The 18,376-nt window shown below is 37.8% G+C and carries 23 protein-coding genes, 1 tRNA gene and 2 riboswitches; of the genes, 2 read left to right on the forward strand and 22 right to left on the reverse strand.

Annotation, left to right across the window (positions count from 1 at the left end; all coding sequences use genetic code 11):
- Positions 1 to 40 precede the first annotated feature (40 nt).
- The 4 genes from SALPA_RS10710 to SALPA_RS10725 form a co-directional block, all read right to left on the reverse strand.
- Positions 41 to 1,231: an MFS transporter gene (locus SALPA_RS10710; RefSeq protein ID WP_145093420.1), complete on the reverse strand. Its 1,191-nt coding sequence runs from the start codon at positions 1,229 to 1,231 to the stop codon at positions 41 to 43.
- Between the two features lie 194 nt (positions 1,232 to 1,425).
- Positions 1,426 to 1,665 (reverse strand): hypothetical protein, encoded by a 240-nt coding sequence (locus tag SALPA_RS10715; RefSeq protein WP_145093423.1) that lies wholly within the window; start codon positions 1,663 to 1,665, stop codon positions 1,426 to 1,428.
- 472 nt (positions 1,666 to 2,137) lie between these two features.
- Positions 2,138 to 2,509 (reverse strand): hypothetical protein, encoded by a 372-nt coding sequence (locus SALPA_RS10720; RefSeq protein WP_145093426.1) that lies wholly within the window; start codon positions 2,507 to 2,509, stop codon positions 2,138 to 2,140.
- 206 nt (positions 2,510 to 2,715) lie between these two features.
- Complete coding sequence (locus SALPA_RS10725) at positions 2,716 to 3,153, reverse strand: universal stress protein (RefSeq protein WP_145093429.1); 438 nt, start codon at positions 3,151 to 3,153, stop codon at positions 2,716 to 2,718.
- Positions 3,154 to 3,506: 353 nt separating this feature from the next.
- On the opposite strand from SALPA_RS10725, the gene SALPA_RS10730 reads away from it, so the two are divergent.
- Complete coding sequence (locus SALPA_RS10730) at positions 3,507 to 3,704, forward strand: hypothetical protein (protein WP_145093432.1); 198 nt, start codon at positions 3,507 to 3,509, stop codon at positions 3,702 to 3,704.
- Between the two features lie 77 nt (positions 3,705 to 3,781).
- Here the strand turns inward: SALPA_RS10730 and SALPA_RS10735 are convergent, their stop codons facing one another.
- The 9 genes from SALPA_RS10735 to SALPA_RS10750 all read right to left on the reverse strand — a co-directional run bounded on the left by SALPA_RS10735 (position 3,782) and on the right by SALPA_RS10750 (position 9,934).
- The gene (locus SALPA_RS10735; protein WP_145093435.1) at positions 3,782 to 5,425 is read right to left on the reverse strand and encodes an HD domain-containing phosphohydrolase; all 1,644 of its coding nucleotides are present in this window, start codon (positions 5,423 to 5,425) and stop codon (positions 3,782 to 3,784) included.
- Between the two features lie 600 nt (positions 5,426 to 6,025).
- Positions 6,026 to 6,178: a hypothetical protein gene (locus SALPA_RS30320; protein WP_222427950.1), complete on the reverse strand. Its 153-nt coding sequence runs from the start codon at positions 6,176 to 6,178 to the stop codon at positions 6,026 to 6,028.
- A 32-nt stretch (positions 6,179 to 6,210) separates the two neighbouring features.
- A riboswitch (cyclic di-GMP riboswitch) is annotated at positions 6,211 to 6,297 on the reverse strand.
- Between the two features lie 135 nt (positions 6,298 to 6,432).
- Positions 6,433 to 6,630 carry a Nif11-like leader peptide family RiPP precursor gene (locus tag SALPA_RS28935; protein WP_186451019.1) on the reverse strand — a complete coding sequence of 66 codons (198 nt, stop codon included), beginning with the start codon at positions 6,628 to 6,630 and terminating at the stop codon, positions 6,433 to 6,435.
- Between the two features lie 221 nt (positions 6,631 to 6,851).
- Positions 6,852 to 7,004, reverse strand: a complete 153-nt coding sequence (locus SALPA_RS28940; RefSeq protein WP_186451020.1) for a hypothetical protein — start codon at positions 7,002 to 7,004, stop codon at positions 6,852 to 6,854.
- A gap of 334 nt (positions 7,005 to 7,338) precedes the next feature.
- Entirely contained in the window at positions 7,339 to 7,473 is a 135-nt protein-coding gene (locus SALPA_RS31490) for a hypothetical protein (protein WP_255451143.1), read from the reverse strand.
- Positions 7,474 to 7,916: 443 nt separating this feature from the next.
- Positions 7,917 to 8,108 carry a hypothetical protein gene (locus SALPA_RS10745; RefSeq protein WP_145093441.1) on the reverse strand — a complete coding sequence of 64 codons (192 nt, stop codon included), beginning with the start codon at positions 8,106 to 8,108 and terminating at the stop codon, positions 7,917 to 7,919.
- Between the two features lie 106 nt (positions 8,109 to 8,214).
- Positions 8,215 to 8,297: riboswitch (cyclic di-GMP riboswitch) on the reverse strand.
- Positions 8,298 to 8,355: 58 nt separating this feature from the next.
- Entirely contained in the window at positions 8,356 to 8,547 is a 192-nt protein-coding gene (locus tag SALPA_RS30325; protein WP_222427951.1) for a hypothetical protein, read from the reverse strand.
- Between the two features lie 399 nt (positions 8,548 to 8,946).
- The gene (locus SALPA_RS28945) at positions 8,947 to 9,102 is read right to left on the reverse strand and encodes a hypothetical protein (RefSeq protein WP_186451021.1); all 156 of its coding nucleotides are present in this window, start codon (positions 9,100 to 9,102) and stop codon (positions 8,947 to 8,949) included.
- A gap of 190 nt (positions 9,103 to 9,292) precedes the next feature.
- Positions 9,293 to 9,934, reverse strand: coding sequence for a hypothetical protein (locus SALPA_RS10750; RefSeq protein ID WP_145093444.1), 642 nt, complete (start codon positions 9,932 to 9,934; stop codon positions 9,293 to 9,295).
- 583 nt (positions 9,935 to 10,517) lie between these two features.
- Between SALPA_RS10750 and SALPA_RS10755 the strand changes: the two genes are divergently transcribed.
- Positions 10,518 to 11,687 carry a S41 family peptidase gene (locus SALPA_RS10755; protein WP_145093447.1) on the forward strand — a complete coding sequence of 390 codons (1,170 nt, stop codon included), beginning with the start codon at positions 10,518 to 10,520 and terminating at the stop codon, positions 11,685 to 11,687.
- A gap of 142 nt (positions 11,688 to 11,829) precedes the next feature.
- Here SALPA_RS10755 and SALPA_RS10760 read toward each other — a convergent pair whose 3' ends face one another.
- From SALPA_RS10760 to SALPA_RS10800, 9 genes are all read right to left on the reverse strand, one after another.
- Positions 11,830 to 12,438, reverse strand: a complete 609-nt coding sequence (locus SALPA_RS10760) for a DedA family protein (protein ID WP_145093450.1) — start codon at positions 12,436 to 12,438, stop codon at positions 11,830 to 11,832.
- 12 nt (positions 12,439 to 12,450) lie between these two features.
- A complete protein-coding gene (locus tag SALPA_RS10765) occupies positions 12,451 to 13,302 on the reverse strand; it encodes a hypothetical protein (protein WP_145093453.1) in 852 nt (283 codons plus the stop codon).
- Complete coding sequence (locus SALPA_RS10770) at positions 13,299 to 13,778, reverse strand: zf-HC2 domain-containing protein (RefSeq protein ID WP_145093455.1); 480 nt, start codon at positions 13,776 to 13,778, stop codon at positions 13,299 to 13,301. Before SALPA_RS10770 ends, SALPA_RS10765 begins: the two co-directional genes overlap by 4 nt.
- A 5-nt stretch (positions 13,779 to 13,783) precedes the next feature.
- Positions 13,784 to 14,323: an RNA polymerase sigma factor gene (locus SALPA_RS10775; RefSeq protein WP_145093458.1), complete on the reverse strand. Its 540-nt coding sequence runs from the start codon at positions 14,321 to 14,323 to the stop codon at positions 13,784 to 13,786.
- Between the two features lie 30 nt (positions 14,324 to 14,353).
- On the reverse strand, positions 14,354 to 14,956 hold the full coding sequence (locus SALPA_RS10780; RefSeq protein ID WP_145093461.1) for an undecaprenyl-diphosphatase: 603 nt from the start codon (positions 14,954 to 14,956) through the stop codon (positions 14,354 to 14,356).
- A gap of 495 nt (positions 14,957 to 15,451) precedes the next feature.
- A complete protein-coding gene (gene tnpA, locus SALPA_RS10785) occupies positions 15,452 to 15,742 on the reverse strand; it encodes an IS200/IS605 family transposase (protein ID WP_255451413.1) in 291 nt (96 codons plus the stop codon).
- 135 nt (positions 15,743 to 15,877) lie between these two features.
- Positions 15,878 to 15,956 (reverse strand) — tRNA-Arg (locus SALPA_RS10790).
- 290 nt (positions 15,957 to 16,246) lie between these two features.
- Complete coding sequence (locus SALPA_RS10795; protein WP_255451144.1) at positions 16,247 to 17,374, reverse strand: GGDEF domain-containing protein; 1,128 nt, start codon at positions 17,372 to 17,374, stop codon at positions 16,247 to 16,249.
- A 347-nt stretch (positions 17,375 to 17,721) separates the two neighbouring features.
- Positions 17,722 to 18,339, reverse strand: coding sequence for a GyrI-like domain-containing protein (locus tag SALPA_RS10800; protein WP_145093464.1), 618 nt, complete (start codon positions 18,337 to 18,339; stop codon positions 17,722 to 17,724).
- Between the last annotated feature and the right edge of the window lie 37 nt (positions 18,340 to 18,376).

Here is an 18,376-nt window from a genome sequence, read left to right on the forward strand (position 1 = left end):
ACTGTGACTTTTTTAATAGTTACTCAGTACCTCTTTATAATTACTGCACTTTAGCTTTTTTCCAAACGAATATACTCATTAGGATTGCAGCAAGCAACGCCGTGGCTGAACCGAAGTAAAAGGGTGCTTGATTGTCAATCTTGTCATATAATACACCCGCAATAACACTTGCCGGCAATAAAGTGATACCGATGAGGCAATTGTATAGACCAAGTCCTGTCCCGCGCTTGTCCCGGTCAATAAGATCAGCAACCAATGCCTTCTGCACACCATCTGTTGCTGCACTATAAAGTCCGTATAATGCAAATAACAAAATCACGATGACTTTATCGTTTGCGCTGCCAAAGCCTAAGTATATGATAGAATAGAGTAAATATCCGAAGATGATAAGTCTCTCCCTGCCAAACTTATCGGAAAGCATACCCATAGGAACCGCGAAAATTACCGAAACCGAATTGAATATTAAGTAAACAAGCGGTATGAACACCGCTTTTATCCCAATATCGTTTGCCTTTATCAGCAACAAGGCATCTGTTGAATTACCCAAGGCAAATAAGAAAGCGATCCCCAAAAACAGATAGTATCTACTAGAAAAATCGTTCAATGAAATTTTCCTAACCAGTTCTGCTTTATGCCTTTTCGCTTCTTTGACAAAGAAAACAATTGTCAGCACGCCTAGTATACCCGGTACTACGGAAAACAAGAATACCTTGCGATAATCACCTGGAAACACTGACAAAATGGCGAAAGCCAGCAGCGGTCCCACTATGGCACCGCTATTATCCATCGCTTTATGGAAGCCAAACCCTTTCCCTCTTTCACCTTCACCTGCCGTTCCGGCGATCAGGCTGTCTCTGGGTGCAGTTCTTATTCCCTTACCAATCCTTTCACTAAAGCGTAATGCCAGCACCTGCAGCGGCGAAGTTACTACAGAAAATAGCGGAGATATAACTGCCGTAAAAGCATAGCCTACAACCATAAAAGGTTTATTTTTGCCAATCTTATCACTCCAAAAGCCAGATAATGCTTTAATAATTGATGCCGTACTTTCGGCAATTCCTTCAATGAGCGACAATTCGGTCTTTGTTGCGCCTAGCGATAGTAAAAAGAGCGGCATAACAGCATAGATCATTTTGGTTGTCGTATCAGTAAAAAAACTAGTTATCCCGGTAAAAAATATATTTCGTTCAAGTCCTAAAACCTTTTTCTCCATCTTGTTCTCAATACTCATACCTGCCTCCTGCTGCCTGCCCATTGCTAGTAGTGTTATGCTTATCCTTTTCGCTAACATAGTATTTATTGTACTACAACAGCCTTCTTACTGCGATAGAGGTATCTGCATTTATCTCCTGCCCTATAGAAACCGCTTCGCAGTTTCCCGCGCAAGGGAAAAAAAAAGCCGCGAAATTCGCGGCTTTTAAAAAACTAATCGTCCTCTTCTTCTTCATTCTCAACAATATCAATCGTATCCTCAAAAGTATCAAGAATGTTTTCATGATGCTCTTCCACTGCATCATTAATCAGTCTTAGCGCCGCATTGGTCTGCTCTTCCGGCAAGCCCATTGCAATTATAATGTCCATCAAACGGTCTCCAAGGAGTTCAACATCATCGGTAAAGAGTACCGGGATTTCATCCGTCATTTCAGGCTCTAGCTCATCGCACATAATATACACTCCTCGTCACTGTTTATTTTTTCTGGCGAACAACCTCGATATGTAATCCAACTATGATACTGCTTGATACACTATTATTGTAACACACATTTGCGCAAATAATTATTAAATCTATAATAATTTATGGACAAGCTATTTTTTTGTAATTTTCCATCAATTAATAGTATACGACAAAATATAAGCCCGACAGCTGAAGCCGCCGGACTTTTCCTATGGATTATCTACTAAGCTGAATCTGAGCCACTTCGTATCTTGTAACTTCAATCTCCTTATTTCTACAGGAAATGTTATAGATACGGCGAAGATATGCTGAAATATTTATCACATATCGTATGGATTTCACGGCATTTTCCCTTTCCAGTAATAATTAATATTACTATTATAAAAGAAATAGACCATTTAGTCGACTGGAATATCTAGGGAAAAATTTGCCGTCCAAAGGCAGCAGACGACTACGTTGTTTTTAATCATTTGACGCGCTGCCAACTGCAATCCCAATCAAAAAGGCTGCAATATCACGCAAATGACGGTCATGACGGTCATTTTCACGCCTTTGCCGCTCACGCCACGCTCGTTCGCTCTCGTGATGGCGCCGCCTCATTTCTCTTTCGTGCCGCTCATTTTCTCGGCGCATCCGCTCGTCATGCTGCCGTCGCCGGGCATCGTCCCGGTTGTAACGACGATCATGACGATCAAAACGATCCAGCTGCACTATTTGTTGCGAGTCACCGTTAAGCAGGGGACCTGGTGCTGCGGCAGCTACCGATGATACCATGCCAACTTGCATTATACCAAGCATTGAATATATAACTATTTTTTTGGATACGATTTTCATAGGAACACTTCCTTTACTTTTGATCCCGAATCCATACTTTAATAATAATCGCCAATTTTTAGAATTTGTTTAGAATTTATTGGATATCTTCAACAACTCCCAATTTTAGCTCTTAAGACTATAGGTAAAGGGCTGTAGATTACTTATCTCTAAGTTTTACACAGCCCCTTTGTTCAATATATCACTAGCCTGTTGGCAAATAGATCTTACCCTTCATCATTACTTTTTATAATCAGGGTTGGGCAAGACGCGTGATGAAGAACATGATTACTGACGCTACCAAGCAATAACCCTTTGACATCACTTAAACCCCTGCGTCCCATGACGATTAAGGAATAGTCTCTTTCTTCTGTGACATCAACAATTCTTATACCAGGATGTCCGTACTCCACCAACGTATTAACCCTACCGTCAAAATCATCAAAAACTTCCAAAGCCTTATCCAAAATACGTTTGCCACTTGCCTCTAAATCCTTTAAGAGCAACGAAGGGATTATGGTATCTGGCATGATGTAGGCCGGGTTTTGGATAATATGTATCAAGGTGACCGAGCTGTCAAACTTTTCGGCTAAAATTCGCGCATATTTAGCAGCCAATAGTGCTCTATTCGAACCATCAATAGGAACCAAAATTTTTTTGAACATATCCGTCGCCTCCGATAATAATAATTTAGAATCTTGTATGATAGACTAGCTTTCTATTCTAGTTTATTCTTTTTTTCTTTATGTTGCAATAAACTTTGCATGTTGCACTATTGTTTCAGCTTATTTTCTGACTGGGCAGCTCATCCAGGATACTACATCTGCCGACAACAAAAGAAAAACAGAGGCTTACACCCTGCTGCTATTATGTCGTACTCTTTGACGTGCTTATAGAATATCGCAAATAATCTAGTTAATTAACTTATATTTTACCAACTCAGCAAAATTCCATATTGACACATCTTCCCAATAATAGCATAGTAGTACTAAGAATATGATCTACGAGGTAAAGTCATATGTCAATTGATATTATTGCTCCTAATAATGCCTTATCCCAACTTAATCAAGTGAATAATAAGCGAGAGTTATCAAATTATATCGTTCAAGATACCATCGATAATGAAGCTGACTTTAGTCCTGCCTACATTGTCGAACTATCAGATAAGGGTAAACAATTACAACGGGATCATCCAGTAAAAATAGTTCGATTATAAATTCTGGATTGTCAACGCTTACTCTAGAATTGCAAACCAGTTTTATATTCGGCATAAGAAACCACCACTACTAATGTTTAATCCAGATTACAACCTTTAATCGTAGCAAATATTCGTACTAATGCGGGATCAAATTGAGTGCCAGCACACCGCTTCAACTCTTCACTGGCGGCTTCATGGCTTATGCCTTTTCGATAAGGCCGGTCACTAACCATCGCATCATAGGCATCGGCTATGGCCACAATACGGCATTCTAGGGGAATTGTCTCACCCTTGATCCCTAGTGGGTAGCCCTCACCATTCCACCACTCGTGATGTTTTAATATCCAATCTGCAATCGGCAGGAGATCACTGGATGCCTGAGCAATGCGATAACCAATTTCACAGTGCCGTTGAATCTGCGCTCTCTCTTCTTGGGCTAACGGTCCGGGCTTATGAAGAATGCGGTCAGGAATACCAATTTCCCCAACGTCATGAAACTCGGCAAATAGTTGAATATCAGCAATCGCCGATCCGGGTATACCTGCAGCGATTGCAAAACTTGCTATTAAGTTTTGCAATCTATTGCCATGAACCCCGGTGTCATAGTCTCGCGCCGATAACATATTTTTAACAGTTTGTATTATCGAACCCTCCGTGCCGGCCTTACGGTAAAGTTTTTCCCGATACATTTTATTATCGGCTTCACGTAACAGATCGCGTTTTGACTTATCAATACCTATAGAATATGCGTAACCAATCGACATTGCTAAAGGAATAGCAATCTCAACAGATTTTTTATTTTCAGTCTGAAGGTTATCGTGAATACGTTTATACATAGCCTCCATACCATTCCTAGTGACCCCTCGAACTATAATAGCGAATTCGTCTCCGCCAATTCTTGCAATAGTACTATTTTCATCAAATGACGCTCGAAGGACTTTTGCCGCATAAACCAGTGTTGCATCACCTTGCTCATGGCCTAATGTATCATTAATGAACTTTAATCTGTCTATATCTATCGCAAATACGCCAATGCCACTTTCTCTCTGATGCCCAAAATCGGTTACTTCTTTTTCAAAATACGTTCGATTATAAAGTCCAGTCAAGGCATCATGGTAGCTAAAATACAATAAGCTTTCCTGTGCTTCCTGGCTTTGAGCTAAATATTTTTTGGCTCTTTCATGTTCTTTGTTGTAATGCTTTAGAATGATCACAAATACTACGGTATTGGCAATTAAAATAGTTGCTAATCCAATAAAAATGTCAATATATCTTTCGACATTACTGGAATAGCCAACAATTATAAATGGATATTTATATTCCAAAAATAGAAGCACGCTCGATATGATTACAAAATAAGCGATTACCACAATTCTTTTAAAACCGGAAAATACAGTCGCCGCCACCGAGGAAAACAATATTATGTAAAATGGGATACTCCCTGACACTCCCCCATTTAAAATCCATGAAACCGGGGTAATAATAAAGACTGCACTTATCAAAAGAAAAACAGAAACTGCATACTTTTTTCGCACAAAAGATAAATAGTAAAGGCCTGCCATAATAACACCACTAATTATGCAGGTCAACACTAATACGGAATCTAAGTCAAGCAAATAATTAGTGACACCACTCCACACGGCTATAATAAAGCCAAAAATTAGTACTATATTAAGCAACCTATGCTCAATTGAGAATTGAGCTTCATCGCCGATGAGCTTATGCCATTCAACTCCCACCTTGTAAGCAACACCTTCCTGCTATTTACTTTTTCGCCTGAGCTAGAGACAATTACGAGAACTGCCTCTACTTACGCCATACATATGACTGAGGGGATGCTCCCAATAGGCGTCATTCGACAAGCCTATACTTTTTCCTGCTGCTTAGCCTTCTCGTCGATAATAGCATTATTTAAGCTAAGCCCCTTTAACATGCAAAAAAATCCATAGACGAAATCATCTACGGATGCATATTCCAGTTTACTATTTTTGATTTTTTCATAAATTCTACAGCATTTTATATAATTCTTCCTATCTTTATAATTTGCCAGGTACCGCCAGAGCAAGCTGTGGATGGAAAAAGCAGAGTGCTGTCACTGAGTTTGCAGTTTGATTTCACGACGAAAAAAATTTCTCAAACACCTGAAAATATAGAAAAAGAAACTCTGCTATCCTACGCTGCTCTGCCTATCTCAAGTTCGACAGTAATTATTTGCTTAATTGGCTGGCAAATTGTATCATACAATTACTTGATGCGTCGTGCTGCCAGATAAACCAGATTCTTAAAAAAGAGGTTTTGCTATGCGGTTAACCCCGTCTCCTTGACACTTTATGTTCATTTTAGGGTTCTACATTGGACACATCTCGTTCTAATTCTTCGATAATATTGGGCAATTGAGCCAACAGTTCCTCTATTTCTTTTAGTTCTTCTTTACTTAATTCCTTATTTTCGCTGACGAATACACTGTCCAATACAAACACCCCACTTGTCATTATGAAATAGAAAAATTGCCAAATTACACTTTAAGTGCAACCTGGCAATCATAGATTTAACCCTCTTTAGACCCATGGCTTTGCGTCCCTTCCTTTCAGAAGGTTTGCTTATATTTATTATTCATTTTGATAGTATTAATTTGGATATCAGACATACAAAGTCCTGCATAAGTAATCTAAAAATTTTAACATTTCCCATAACCTTTGCACCACCATTTCCATAGGCTGCTTAATTCCAGTCCTGAAAAGATGCTTTATGTTGTCTCATCGCTCAGTTCCTTAATGGCTTCTTTAATATCATCGACCGTAACATCATCAACCGTACTATCAAAACCAGCTTCCTTCGCGAACGTCATCCAAGCCTTTGCGTCTCTGCACTCAGTAGCTTTTTGGGCAAATTCTTCATCAGTTTTCATTCTTCTAATAAATGCCTTGGCTGACTCAATGCTCATAGGGACACCTCCTAAATTTGGATTGTTGCATTCATTATAGCATATTTGTCCAGGAAAAAAGTTAAAGATTGCTAAAGAAGCGGGAATCATAACAACCGTTACAGTGACCTGCCGATGATTGAAAAATTGTATGAATTTCCAGTAAGCAATGATTTTTACAAGCAGTTGCAAAACAAAAAAGCCCACCAGGACAAACCCGGTAAGCGGCTAACTAATGACCATTACTCCTGTTTTCTTTCCAAAGCGCTCGCAATCCGTTGCAGCGCTTTATTTATACCGGTCAGTTGCATCAGTGCATAGACAACTACAACACCGTATAAAATCACAAATATCATCCCGAACGGGGAAAAACCGCCATATCCATAACCCATCATGTCCAACCACTCCTTTTAAGATAGCTTTAACTATAAGTAGTTGATGTATGCATAAAAAAGGTCCACTCTCAACTGTCATGCTAAGAATGGACCTCGAAAATTCATTCCGAGCAACGGAGCTCCTCCAAATCAATAAGGCCTTCCACAAACCTTATTAACCCCCACCACTCCGTTGCAACGGTTTAATTATACCACAAATCAGGGCAAAAAGAACAGCTTATTAATTTTGGGGTATATTTAACTTCAAGGCCAGCTTCCCAAATTCTGCATAACTGCAAATGCTGACCGGCTTATTCAATATTATCCGTCGCTTTTTTGCACAGTAAAATTATCATTAGGAGGCTAATGATTCACTATTTTCCATATCACGTTCTTTTTCAAGTTCCTGCAAAAGCTTCGGTAGCTCATCAAGCAGTTTCTGAAATTCTTTCTCAGTCATATCAAATTCAATTTTATCAGCACTTTTCATGATTACACCTACCTAAAATAAAATTAGCGAGGTGCATTTTCTGCAACCTCGCATTTATTAACTTCATTATATAACAACAGCATAAACTTGTCTATATTAATTATTATTTAACAATTTTATTTTTCTTCTATAAATCACGAAATCCGGCTTTTTTGCCTGCAGCGAATTTTTGCGTGTTACGATATAGGTAAACTAATACAGAGGCCTAAAGAAAAAAACATAATCATTGATGCTAAAAGACAGAGACAGAAGCAAGTGGGGATAATTTTCCTGTTTTACTGGGTTTCCTCCAAAGCGTTCACTTTTCAATTCCAGTTTTGTTATAAGTTATTTATAAATTTCATTTATCTCTAAATTAACAATTAAACGTCTTGCAAACAATGATGGCTGGATTCTTTTCAACGAAATTATATCGGTCAATACTTTCCATTAAGTAAGGTATTTTAATCATCGCTGGCTTGTTCTCCGTGATCTGATATTGCTTTTCCGATCTCTTCATTAATAGTATGTGTTACCACTGTTCCAACGGCAGATGTAGCAGTTCCATAAACTCCTTTAATTATCTTTTCACCGTCAGCTTCAATTACCCCTTCAACAGCCTTTAATATGCCTTTTCCCATTCCTATAATGCTCACATTATTTCTCCCCTTTCAAATCAGAAATTTAACTTATTGATTGCGAAAGGAATCATTTATTAAACTCACCACCCCCTAAAACAAAACCGACCACAAAGCTATAACAGCCTCATGGTCGGTTGCGTCACATGCTCATTTTGGGATTCGACGCCCAATTTTATCCCAAAACTCATAGCATCCTTGAGTTGCTTTAATTGTAGACCGCAAACCCATTTTTGTCAATGTTTGGGATATGTTTTCCCATTTATTAGTATATTTTTTCCGGCCAGTGCCGGGGTCTTTTTAATGCTCCAAAAAAAATCATCATGAAACAAATTAACCGGCTTATTCCTGATCCGACAGCTATACTCATACCATGCCCGCCGCCGATCTGCGACGGTGCCATGCGAACGTCTAGTATTTTGTCGATCTCGAATTTGCGGCCATCTGGCCAGTGCATAATTGAAGGGTTGATGTAAAGAAGGGATGAATGCTATAAATCGCCCATCCCTAAGGATAGGCGATATTTATAGCACAACCGATATCTAAGCGGGCCGCACTTTAGATTTAGTTGTGGATTTGGCTACGATCAAACTATGTTAGCAAACCGTGCTGCAGTCATCATTGCAGCAGAAAAATAGTAAAAGTATTATAATGATGATTATAATACAACTACTACCACTACCTCCGAAATTACCAAATCCCATAAAGACTGCCTCCTTCATTACATATTCGGGACATTACATACTATGCTATACAGGATGAGTTTGCTCCAGGAACATTATAATAAAATAGCCACACCCCGAAGGATGCGGATAGGTTCTTAATAAAACAGTACTTATTAACCAGATTTCTTAATTTAGCGCGAATATTGATTTTTACGTACATGCTCTTCATTAAGTTTTTCAGCTTCGACTTGTGCTTCTTCTAAAGTGGAGCATGTTTTATATACTTTGCCCGTTATGCTGCGCACAACATATTTATTATCACTTATCTTCCTTACTGCATATTTCATCTGATCCTCTCCTATCCCGACTACTTATTAACCTTCTTCTCTTTCTAGTTTAATACAAAAAATAATTCCAATTATTTGCGTTCCCTAAGAATGCGACACGGAAATACTGTTTTTAGTTGCTATAAACTAAAAGAAGCCGCCTACCAATACCCGGCAGGCGGCGTAAACCTCAAATATCATCCTTGTTTTATTATAACGCTTGAATGAGTAGTCTAAAACTGGGGTATCCCACTGCATTCGGATCTTCTTTCCGGGTATTATTGTTATATTTAAACATACCTAAACGATATATATACTTTTGCGTTTCATAAAATTTGACACCTTTATAGCGATTATCAAAGTATACCGTATCTACATTTTCAGTTGGTTCACCGTATCGACCAGCAAGTGCGGTAAGTACATCATCAAAATCTCTGTTATAGAAGTCTATATCCCTATAAATACCATTGCCAAAAGGTTTTAATAAAGAGCCTACAATTTCAATTTGTACAATCTTTTTAGTTTTTGCATCGATTAATATACCCGTTGGGAGACTATCCATCTTATATGGTTCTGGAGAAACAGAATAATAAATAATGCCTTTATTTAAATCAGAAGTTGAAAGGTTGTATTCATTACCATTGGAGCTTGTAAATTTTGTTTTGTAGGTGTAATGTCCCCACCCATCATCACTTCTTTCAAACTGTGTCGTGTCTAGATCAAAAGCTGTTTTTAAAGGAAAATCGTCCAATATAGTGGCTACCTGATTACCTAACTCTCTTCCCGAAGCAAAACTAGCCCCACTCATTACCGTGAGTAATAAAAACAACGAAATTATCAATACCTTTCTCACTAACACAACTCCTCTCCAGAGTTTAAATATTGGCTTTAGTATACTTTCCTGTTTTTGGAGTGTCAATAATAAAGTTGGTATCACGATGATTCGCATCTATCTGCCCAAAATAAAAAAGCCTATCTCCCAGCCAATGGCTGAGAGATAGGCTTCGCTTTCAAAGCACATCATGAAAGTAAAATGACACTTTTGCTTAAAAACGCAAGTAAACAAAAAAATCCGCCCACCAGGCAACTGGCAGGCGGCAAATAAAAACTACTTAAATTGTACCGCTTCCCACCGGAGGCGGTATTCTCTGTGTCTTTGCTTTTATAAATTTTTCCTCTATCCAAGCCTATCCATTCATGCGGATACCTACACCAGCGTCCTTGTTCCCGGCGTAAAAATCAATGATAATTTCAAAATACATCAATATAATTTACCTCTATCAATAGTTTTTGAAAAGAACAATATAACGTGGCATGTTCCAACCGATGTGTTAAAATAATGGATACAAGTAGCTACCATGTAAGATTTAGAGTAATAGTAATGTTCAAAAGCAATACGTTGTGATTGGCTTTATGACAATATAGGAGTGTGCATTATGCGGAAAATAGATTGGCGTGCCGATCTGAATCAACTCGCTGACGAGTTGCCGAAGTTACATAAAAACCTATTTTTCAATCAGGAAGCAGACCAATTTTATTCAAGAATAAGAAACCTAAAAAACCGTGTAGATTATATGAATATCTACACAATCGTTATGGAAATTGCCAAAATTGTTGCCGCCATCGGGGATGCGCATACCGCTGTGGCACTGCCACGCCACAGTCGGCTGCCTTTTGAATGCTATTGGTTTCAAGAGGGAATTTATATTACACTTACCACGCCAGAATTCGAAGATTTACTTTTTCATAAAGTAGTTAATGTTGATGGAAATCCAATTGAAGACGTGATTAAGCGTTTATCTAAAATCGTATCTCATGAAAACCAAAGCTTCTTAAAGTCCCAAATTCCGGATCATCTTATCTGTGCAGACATGCTTTTCGGCCTGAATATATCGAACAAGATCGAAAATGTGAGGATCACAATAGAAGACCAGTATCATGAGCAATGGGATGTCATCCTACCAATAATAAAATACGATGAATGGAAACCTGACGCTTTATATGATAGGGCGACGGCGTATGAGGAACTACCACTCTATAGAAAAAACAAAGGTAACTATTTCTGGAGTGAATTCGAACGTGAGAAAAAGTTATTATATATCAACTACAATAAGTGTAAAGACATGCCAACGCTCATGGTCAGAGACTTTTCAAATCAGCTCATAAATGATATTAAAAGCAATGCCGATATACAAAGGTTAGTCATCGATCTCAGGAATAATGGCGGGGGAAATTCCGAACTTTTTAAAGATTTTATGAAGTGGCTCAGCACCTTTGACAGGCTAAATCGCCGGGACAAGCTATTTGTAATTGTGGGAAGAGACACGTTTTCTTCTGCTTTGCTAAATACCTACTATTTAAAAATGAATACACATGCGTTCTTCTTGGGTGAGCCAACTGGCGGCATGCCCAATCATTATGGCGAAGTGAAATATTTATCCCTTAGCAGTTCCGGACTTTATATAAGATATTCTACTAAGTATTATGCACTTGATGATGATAAAACTCTTCCTTCGTTTATACCGGATGTTGAATTTCCCGTGAAGTTTAAGGATTATATTCAAAATATAGATCCCTGCTTGGCTTGGATCATTGAGGAAGACTAATTAGTAAGCATCCTTACCGCAAGCTATGGACATTCATATGAAAACTCAGGGAAAACTAAAGGGACGAGTCGGATAAAAACGACTCAATAGTACCGTCCCTTTGATGCATTCCAAAGTTTGTTCAAAAAACAACTCAGGTTTTTCATCTGAGTTGTTTAACATTTCGTATAGAATTTCTTTTCCACAAAATAGCTGTGATAATCATTAATAAAACTACAATAATACTAATCTGATGTCCGTACGTATTGATTAGTTTCCAGTTTTCTCCCAGAATTACTCCCAAGTATGTCAATGCAATTGTCCATGGAATAGAGCCCAGAATTGTATATATCACAAATTTAGTGAAATCAACCTGTGCAAAACCTGCTGGTAATGATATAAATGTACGAATAACGGGTAGTAGTCTACCAATAAAGACCGCCATCAATCCATAACGGTCAAACCACCGTTGAGCTAATCCCACTTTATCGCGTGTTACAAAAAAGTATTTACCATACTCTAACACAAAAGGGCGACCGCCATAATAACCAATTGCATAAGATACGATTGAACCAATAAGTCCACCTAATACACCATAGGTCGTTACTAACCAAAAGTTTAGTTTTCCTAGATATACGAGATAACCTGCAAATCCAAAAATCAGTTCACTTGGTATAGGAATATTAGCACTCTCTAACGCCATACCTACTGAGATAGCCCAATATCCCCATACCTCTATATAATGTGTTACAGACGCGAATAGATTTTCCATTTGTATCCTCTCCTAACTATTATCTGCCGTCACCTTTTTTGTGAATAATTTCAGTAGTACACCGCCAAATCCAACTGACACAACTAAACAAAGTACTAATAAACCAATTAAAGGGATATTGAACAACAAAGCAATAAGTAGGCTCCCGCTGAGAATACCCAAGTATTTTTTTTGTCCTTTCACATTAAGGTAGCTTGAAATATTATCTCCGATACTGGAGCAAATCGCACCAAGCCCCAAAGCCATCACTACCAGCATCAGGAAAACTAATACCAATGCCATAGGTATGCCTATTACGCTTAGTGAAAAAATTGCTATGATAACTAACCCAGCTATGATACCCAATATTCCTAAAAATAGAGTTTTAATTTTATGGTCTTTTACTATTTGGCTAATTTCCCCAATGAGACTTTGCCGTAACCATATTGTTAAAATCGGAACAATCAGCAAAGCCACCGTAACTATAAATTGAGCAAACCATATTATTGTTACGATTAACCCCGCTGTTAACAAGCTACTGATAGCGAAGAAACCTCCTCCGTATTGGAAATAACCTTCACGTACAACTGCACCATCTTCCGCCGATATTTTACCACCTAATACAATAACATGGCCTTTTATATTAGCGGTGGAGGAAAGAAACACATTCCCGTTAATTACTACAACTTCATCCCCTACATAGCCTGCTATATTGGCATTTCCTCCAACAACGAGAATTGATTTAACGTGTTCATCTGGTTTAACATTAACATCAGAAAAACTGATTATGTTTCCTTCAGTTAAGGGCGAAGCAACGGCTGGTACTGAAATACAAAGGATAAAAAGTATTGCCAGTACCAATTTATATCTTCTCAAGTAGCTCATACCTGACCCTCCTCCATAGTGATAACGCTCCTCATTGCCATTGCGATAAATAATAGTACTATTGAAAATACGATTAACAATATATTATTGAATGGTAAGACGGAAACAACCCCATACCACAGCGTAAAAAATTGGACAGTATATTTCATGACAATTTGCAACACGGGATACAGGAGAACAATGGAGACTGTTAAACCCGCCGCAATACTTCCTAAAATCCCAACAATTGCATACGATAAAAAATTTGATGCTTCTTGTTTTTCTATCTCTAATATAACCTTTTGAGAAAAGTCGTCGCTTACTTTAACAGTAGTCAGGTCTGTTTTAAAAACCGACAAAGCTTGCTGTATATCAAGATATTTACTATTGCAACTTGAACATTTACTAAAATGAGCTTTTATCTGTTCGGCTGTGTTGAAATCTAATTCATTATCAAGGTAATCATAAATAAGGTCTTCACATTCAGAGCATTTCATCTTTATCACCTCTTACTTAATTCTTCCCGAAGTTTTTCCCTTGCGTGGTTAATTCTTGACTTCACCGTTCCTAATGGGATTTCAAATAAATTAGCTATTTCATCATAAGCTAAACCTTCTATTTCGCGTAGAACAAGAATTGCTCTATGCTCCGGGGTTAGTTCCGCTAAAACCAACCCCAGAGTTTTAATATTTTCCTTTTTATCTACATATTCTTCGGGAGTTTCCCCTTGGTAAGCGGGTTCAGCAACGTCATCAATCGGAACACACTTTACATTTGTAAGACTTTTTTTATAGCTAATACTTGTATTTATAGCTATTCGTAAAAGCCACTTATAAAAACCCTCAGTATTATTTAGTTTAATAATGCCTTTATAGGCTTTAATAAATGTCTCTTGGGCTATATCTTCAGCATCCTGCTGATTTCCTATAACACCGTAAGCAACGGAAAACACGCGATTTTGGAACCTTTGCACTAAGGATGCAAAGGCGTTTTTATCTCCTAATCGTGATTTTTCTATCAATTCAAGTAAACTTTCATCCACATCGTCTCACCATATCCTTATATTGAAGAGTTAGGCTTTTTTCTCAATAGCTAAAACTGGGATTGCCTTCTCTAATTTTACCCATATTGAAAAAATCCAGGCGATTGGTTTATCCATCACGTCTTTATAACGTTCCACCAACCAGCTACTCATTATTCCTACCAACATACCACCGATTACGTCAGTTGGATAGTGAATACCGACATAAATTCTAGAAAAAGCGACTAAAGTAGCAAATCCTAACATTAATTTCCCGCCGAAAGTATTATTAATTACTAAACTGCTTGCAAGTGAGAAGCTTCCCGTCGCGTGGTCGCTCGGGAAAGAAGCATCAGGATTAACTGGGAGTAATAAATGAACGGGATGGTCTACATATGGACGGTTGCGGAACCAGGCAAACCCAACAATTTGACTAATCCCTAACCCAATCAACGCAGAGGTGAAGGCGTATAGTGCATATCTTCGATTATTCTCTAATTGCGTTTTATTGGTTCCTGAAAACCATAAAGCTACTAAATACAATCCGAATATAGCTGGACCATATTCAGAAACGTACATCATCAGCTTATCCAACCAAACAAGATGTCCAGAAAGATTATTGATTGAAGTCAACAGCATCATATCGTAATTCATTTTTATTTCCTCCTTAACTATGTCCCATTTATAAAAGACACGCAAACAACAAAAAAGTTCACTACTTTTTACTGGAAAATTGCATAAGAAAATCTCCCTTATTGGGGAGATAACAATATACGCTATTGCTGCTAACCAAATTGAAATAGAGAAATCTCGTAGGTACGCCCTGCTATGTCTTGAATTTTAAATTGAGATAACTTTTTCATACTACCTGTTTATCCGTTCATACATTACTAACCAATAAAATTTTGGCTGCCATTTCCAACTAGAATGTTGTAACCCTTTATAAATTATTCCACCAACAGCCAATATCTCGCCCGTAACTATATTACAGGTAAGACACATAAGCTTCCTCCAAAATAGTCTTCTTACTAGTCATGACCACCACTTCAAGTGGTGCTTTGTTGTTAGCCCTGTAAGGGCTGATTACTTGCTACGCCTAAAAGGCGGGTATCGCAAGCACTGTTACCATCGGCCTCTGAAAGAGGCTCTTTAGTTCATTTCTTCTTTCTTAGCTTCTTCCTGTTGTTCTTGTATATATCTCTTAATTGCTTCCTCCGTGATATTTCCCACTGTTGCTACATAATAGCCTCGTGCCCAAAATGCTCTGTTCCACTTACTCCCCTGATCTGGATGTACATCGTATATCATTAACGCACTCTTCCCTTTTAAATATCCCATAAATTCTGCTACACTCAATTTTGACGGAATACTTACGCATAAATGTACATGATCAGCACATACTGCTCCTTCAATTCTGTTCAAGCAATGATGATAACTGATCTCGAATCGCCAATTTTCCTCTTCCTACTCTCGCAAGAAAGCGCCGTTACATACAAATTGCATATAAACCACAAAAAAAGCACACAAAAAAGCAAGGCTCAGAACTCCTAAAGCCTTGCTATCATTGTATTTAGATGGTGCGCCCGGAGGGACTCGAACCCCCGCAAGACGCGGTTTAGGAAACCACCGCTCTATCCACCTGAGCTACGGGCGCGCATGTTACAAGCTATTGATTTACCTGTATTTTAGCTACTTTTCCACCTGCATATTATACCATATTTTCTACCGAAAAATCACCTTTTTAATACCAACGGCATCAGAATGGAATCCAAATGGCATTTTCAAAAGCAACGTCAAATCGGCATAATTGGCAGGTTCGGCAGTTATGGCACTAGTTAAGATAACGATAATTAGTATAGCATTTCGAGTGCAAGGTGTCAATTGTGACTAAGTGGAAAACGCCAATACTACAACAGTTCAATTCTTATAGTGGTCAGCTTGCTTCTACCTTCTTTTCTTTTGCTTATCTTCGTACATGAGCTTATCGCTATGACGAATAAACTCATATACATTATCAAATGAATCATCAAATATTGCTCTACCGCAACTAAATTGGATGCGGTAAGGCATATCACTACTTTCATTATATGCATCAATCTTATCATTTAGTGTTTTAATATACTGCTCTAGTCTTCTTTCGCTTCTCTCATTCAGCATAATAATAAACTCATCACCACCCAAACGAATGGCAACCCCTATCCCTTCAAACACCTCTTCCAATTGTCTGGCAAAGAATTTCAATACTCTGTCGCCTTCCTGATGACCAAAAGCATCATTAATACTTTTAAAGCTATCCATATCGATATTAACCACCGATAAAACGTTATTGCCTTTTCTGTTCCAACTTGCAAGGTATTCATCATAAGCCATGCGATTACCTAATCCCGTTAGTGGGTCACGCTTCGCTTGTTCGTGCATAATAGAAATATAGTTAATAACGACAGCAATCCCTACACTATTCCAAATTGTTAAATAAATGAAGTAATACAATTGAAAAATTGACAGCATAGCGGGAATTAGCGAAAGAGAACTAATCACGATTAGTTCTTCTTTATTGACATTCTTACGATTATCATATAAAACCAGTAAGTGTATTATGTAATAAAAAAAGCTTATCATCGGCGAAACAAAAAACAGCGGACCCCTTACATATAGATTCTCATCGGTTATACTAAAAATCCAATTAAAATGATAGCTACCAAACGATAAAATACCATTAACAATAAATGGTACTACTAACCAGCTAAACTTACTTATAGATATTTTTTTATATTTGTTTGTTCTTTTATAAGCATATAGCGTTGCAACAATTGGCACTGCTGGCGTTAAGGCGAATCCTAATGTGTCAACCACCTTCTGTGTAGCAATGAAATCAATATAATCACTGGAATTTAATACCACACTGAAGATTTCCAATATCAATATAATTATCGTTAAACATATTAATGTTAGAAACAACCTGTGAACTTCTTCTTTTATATTTAGCCTAAATCTAGCATGCACAGCAACACTGAGCAATAATATCACCATAAAAATATTCATCTGAATTGCAAGCATTGTATTAATCTTCATCACTTCTTTCAGCAAATACAACTATACGCATATCAACAAAGTACTATTAAAATAGCGTCATCTGGTTTGTATGGGGCAAAATGGTTCATCATCACTCTCTTATATATTTTCTGGATTTGCCTTGTTACAATATATTTCCTTTATAATTAGAAAAACAGCACAACTCTATCAATTGTACCGTTTGGATTAGGTGCTAGTCTTCCTGACAGGTGCCAAAACTGATATGGTAATTTTATGTCTGTTTCTAATCTGGTGCAATTGGCACTTCCTGTAGTAATTCAGATTTAATAATATCTCCCTTATAGATATGTTGTGCAGAAATCCAAGGGACAGTCCACCGGTTACCACTATGACGAAATACTAATCGGCTGTCTAATGATAGTTTTCCAGTTTTGCGGATCGCCACGTCTGGTATCACTAAGGTAAATTTCATGGTGCGTTCCGTTCATTTGATAGCCATTGTCTGTAATAAAAGTATGTAGCCTCTCAACCGTTGGACCTTCTTCCGAAAAAGGTCCGATATGTAAGATCTGAGCTACCATCCCCTCATCATAGGTATTAAAACGTATTTTATCTAAGGTAGATAAACCTTTGTCTTGACGAACTTTTTCTATCGCAGTAGTTACTAGTGCTGAAGTGATATATTGGGGTTGCATAATCATAAGCGTCCATTTCCAATTATCTTTATTCTCACTGCTAAAATTGTTCATATCATCACTCCACCATAGCCCTTCCAGTGGCATCACTCCATAATCAATTTCTAATGTTTTCTTAACCATGAACTTTAATGTATAAGATACGCTAAACAATGCTTCGACAGCGTTTTGAAATTCAATGGAATTGTTGGGATTTCCGCTCCCATCAATCATTAAATGCTGCAGAGGTGGAACTGTTACTATTGAAAGCTTTTTTGCTGACGCTTTATACAACTCTTTCAATTCTTTTTTATAGTCAACCTTATCCATAAATACATTTCTCCTTCAAAACCATAACACATCTACA

This window comes from Sporomusa sp. KB1, assembly GCF_007830295.1.
In the GTDB taxonomy this organism is placed as follows: Bacteria; Bacillota; Negativicutes; order Sporomusales; family Sporomusaceae; genus Sporomusa.

Excerpts from the sequence above, each read along its gene's own strand:
- SALPA_RS10710 (WP_145093420.1), bottom strand. The coding sequence starts at position 1,231 with ATGAGTATTGAGAACAAGATGGAGAAAAAGGTTTTAGGACTTGAACGA.
- SALPA_RS10715 (WP_145093423.1), bottom strand. The coding sequence starts at position 1,665 with ATGTGCGATGAGCTAGAGCCTGAAATGACGGATGAAATCCCGGTACTC.
- SALPA_RS10720 (WP_145093426.1), bottom strand. The coding sequence starts at position 2,509 with ATGAAAATCGTATCCAAAAAAATAGTTATATATTCAATGCTTGGTATA.
- SALPA_RS10725 (WP_145093429.1), bottom strand. The coding sequence starts at position 3,153 with ATGTTCAAAAAAATTTTGGTTCCTATTGATGGTTCGAATAGAGCACTA.
- SALPA_RS10730 (WP_145093432.1), top strand. The coding sequence starts at position 3,507 with ATGTCAATTGATATTATTGCTCCTAATAATGCCTTATCCCAACTTAAT.
- SALPA_RS30320 (WP_222427950.1), bottom strand. The coding sequence starts at position 6,178 with ATGACAAGTGGGGTGTTTGTATTGGACAGTGTATTCGTCAGCGAAAAT.
- SALPA_RS28935 (WP_186451019.1), bottom strand. The coding sequence starts at position 6,630 with ATGAGCATTGAGTCAGCCAAGGCATTTATTAGAAGAATGAAAACTGAT.
- SALPA_RS28940 (WP_186451020.1), bottom strand. The coding sequence starts at position 7,004 with ATGATGGGTTATGGATATGGCGGTTTTTCCCCGTTCGGGATGATATTT.
- SALPA_RS31490 (WP_255451143.1), bottom strand. The coding sequence starts at position 7,473 with ATGAAAAGTGCTGATAAAATTGAATTTGATATGACTGAGAAAGAATTT.
- SALPA_RS30325 (WP_222427951.1), bottom strand. The coding sequence starts at position 8,547 with ATGCACTGGCCAGATGGCCGCAAATTCGAGATCGACAAAATACTAGAC.
- SALPA_RS28945 (WP_186451021.1), bottom strand. The coding sequence starts at position 9,102 with ATGAAATATGCAGTAAGGAAGATAAGTGATAATAAATATGTTGTGCGC.
- SALPA_RS10755 (WP_145093447.1), top strand. The coding sequence starts at position 10,518 with ATGCGGAAAATAGATTGGCGTGCCGATCTGAATCAACTCGCTGACGAG.
- SALPA_RS10760 (WP_145093450.1), bottom strand. The coding sequence starts at position 12,438 with ATGGAAAATCTATTCGCGTCTGTAACACATTATATAGAGGTATGGGGA.
- SALPA_RS10765 (WP_145093453.1), bottom strand. The coding sequence starts at position 13,302 with ATGAGCTACTTGAGAAGATATAAATTGGTACTGGCAATACTTTTTATC.
- SALPA_RS10770 (WP_145093455.1), bottom strand. The coding sequence starts at position 13,778 with ATGAAATGCTCTGAATGTGAAGACCTTATTTATGATTACCTTGATAAT.
- SALPA_RS10780 (WP_145093461.1), bottom strand. The coding sequence starts at position 14,956 with ATGAATTACGATATGATGCTGTTGACTTCAATCAATAATCTTTCTGGA.
- SALPA_RS10795 (WP_255451144.1), bottom strand. The coding sequence starts at position 17,374 with ATGAAGATTAATACAATGCTTGCAATTCAGATGAATATTTTTATGGTG.
- SALPA_RS10800 (WP_145093464.1), bottom strand. The coding sequence starts at position 18,339 with ATGGATAAGGTTGACTATAAAAAAGAATTGAAAGAGTTGTATAAAGCG.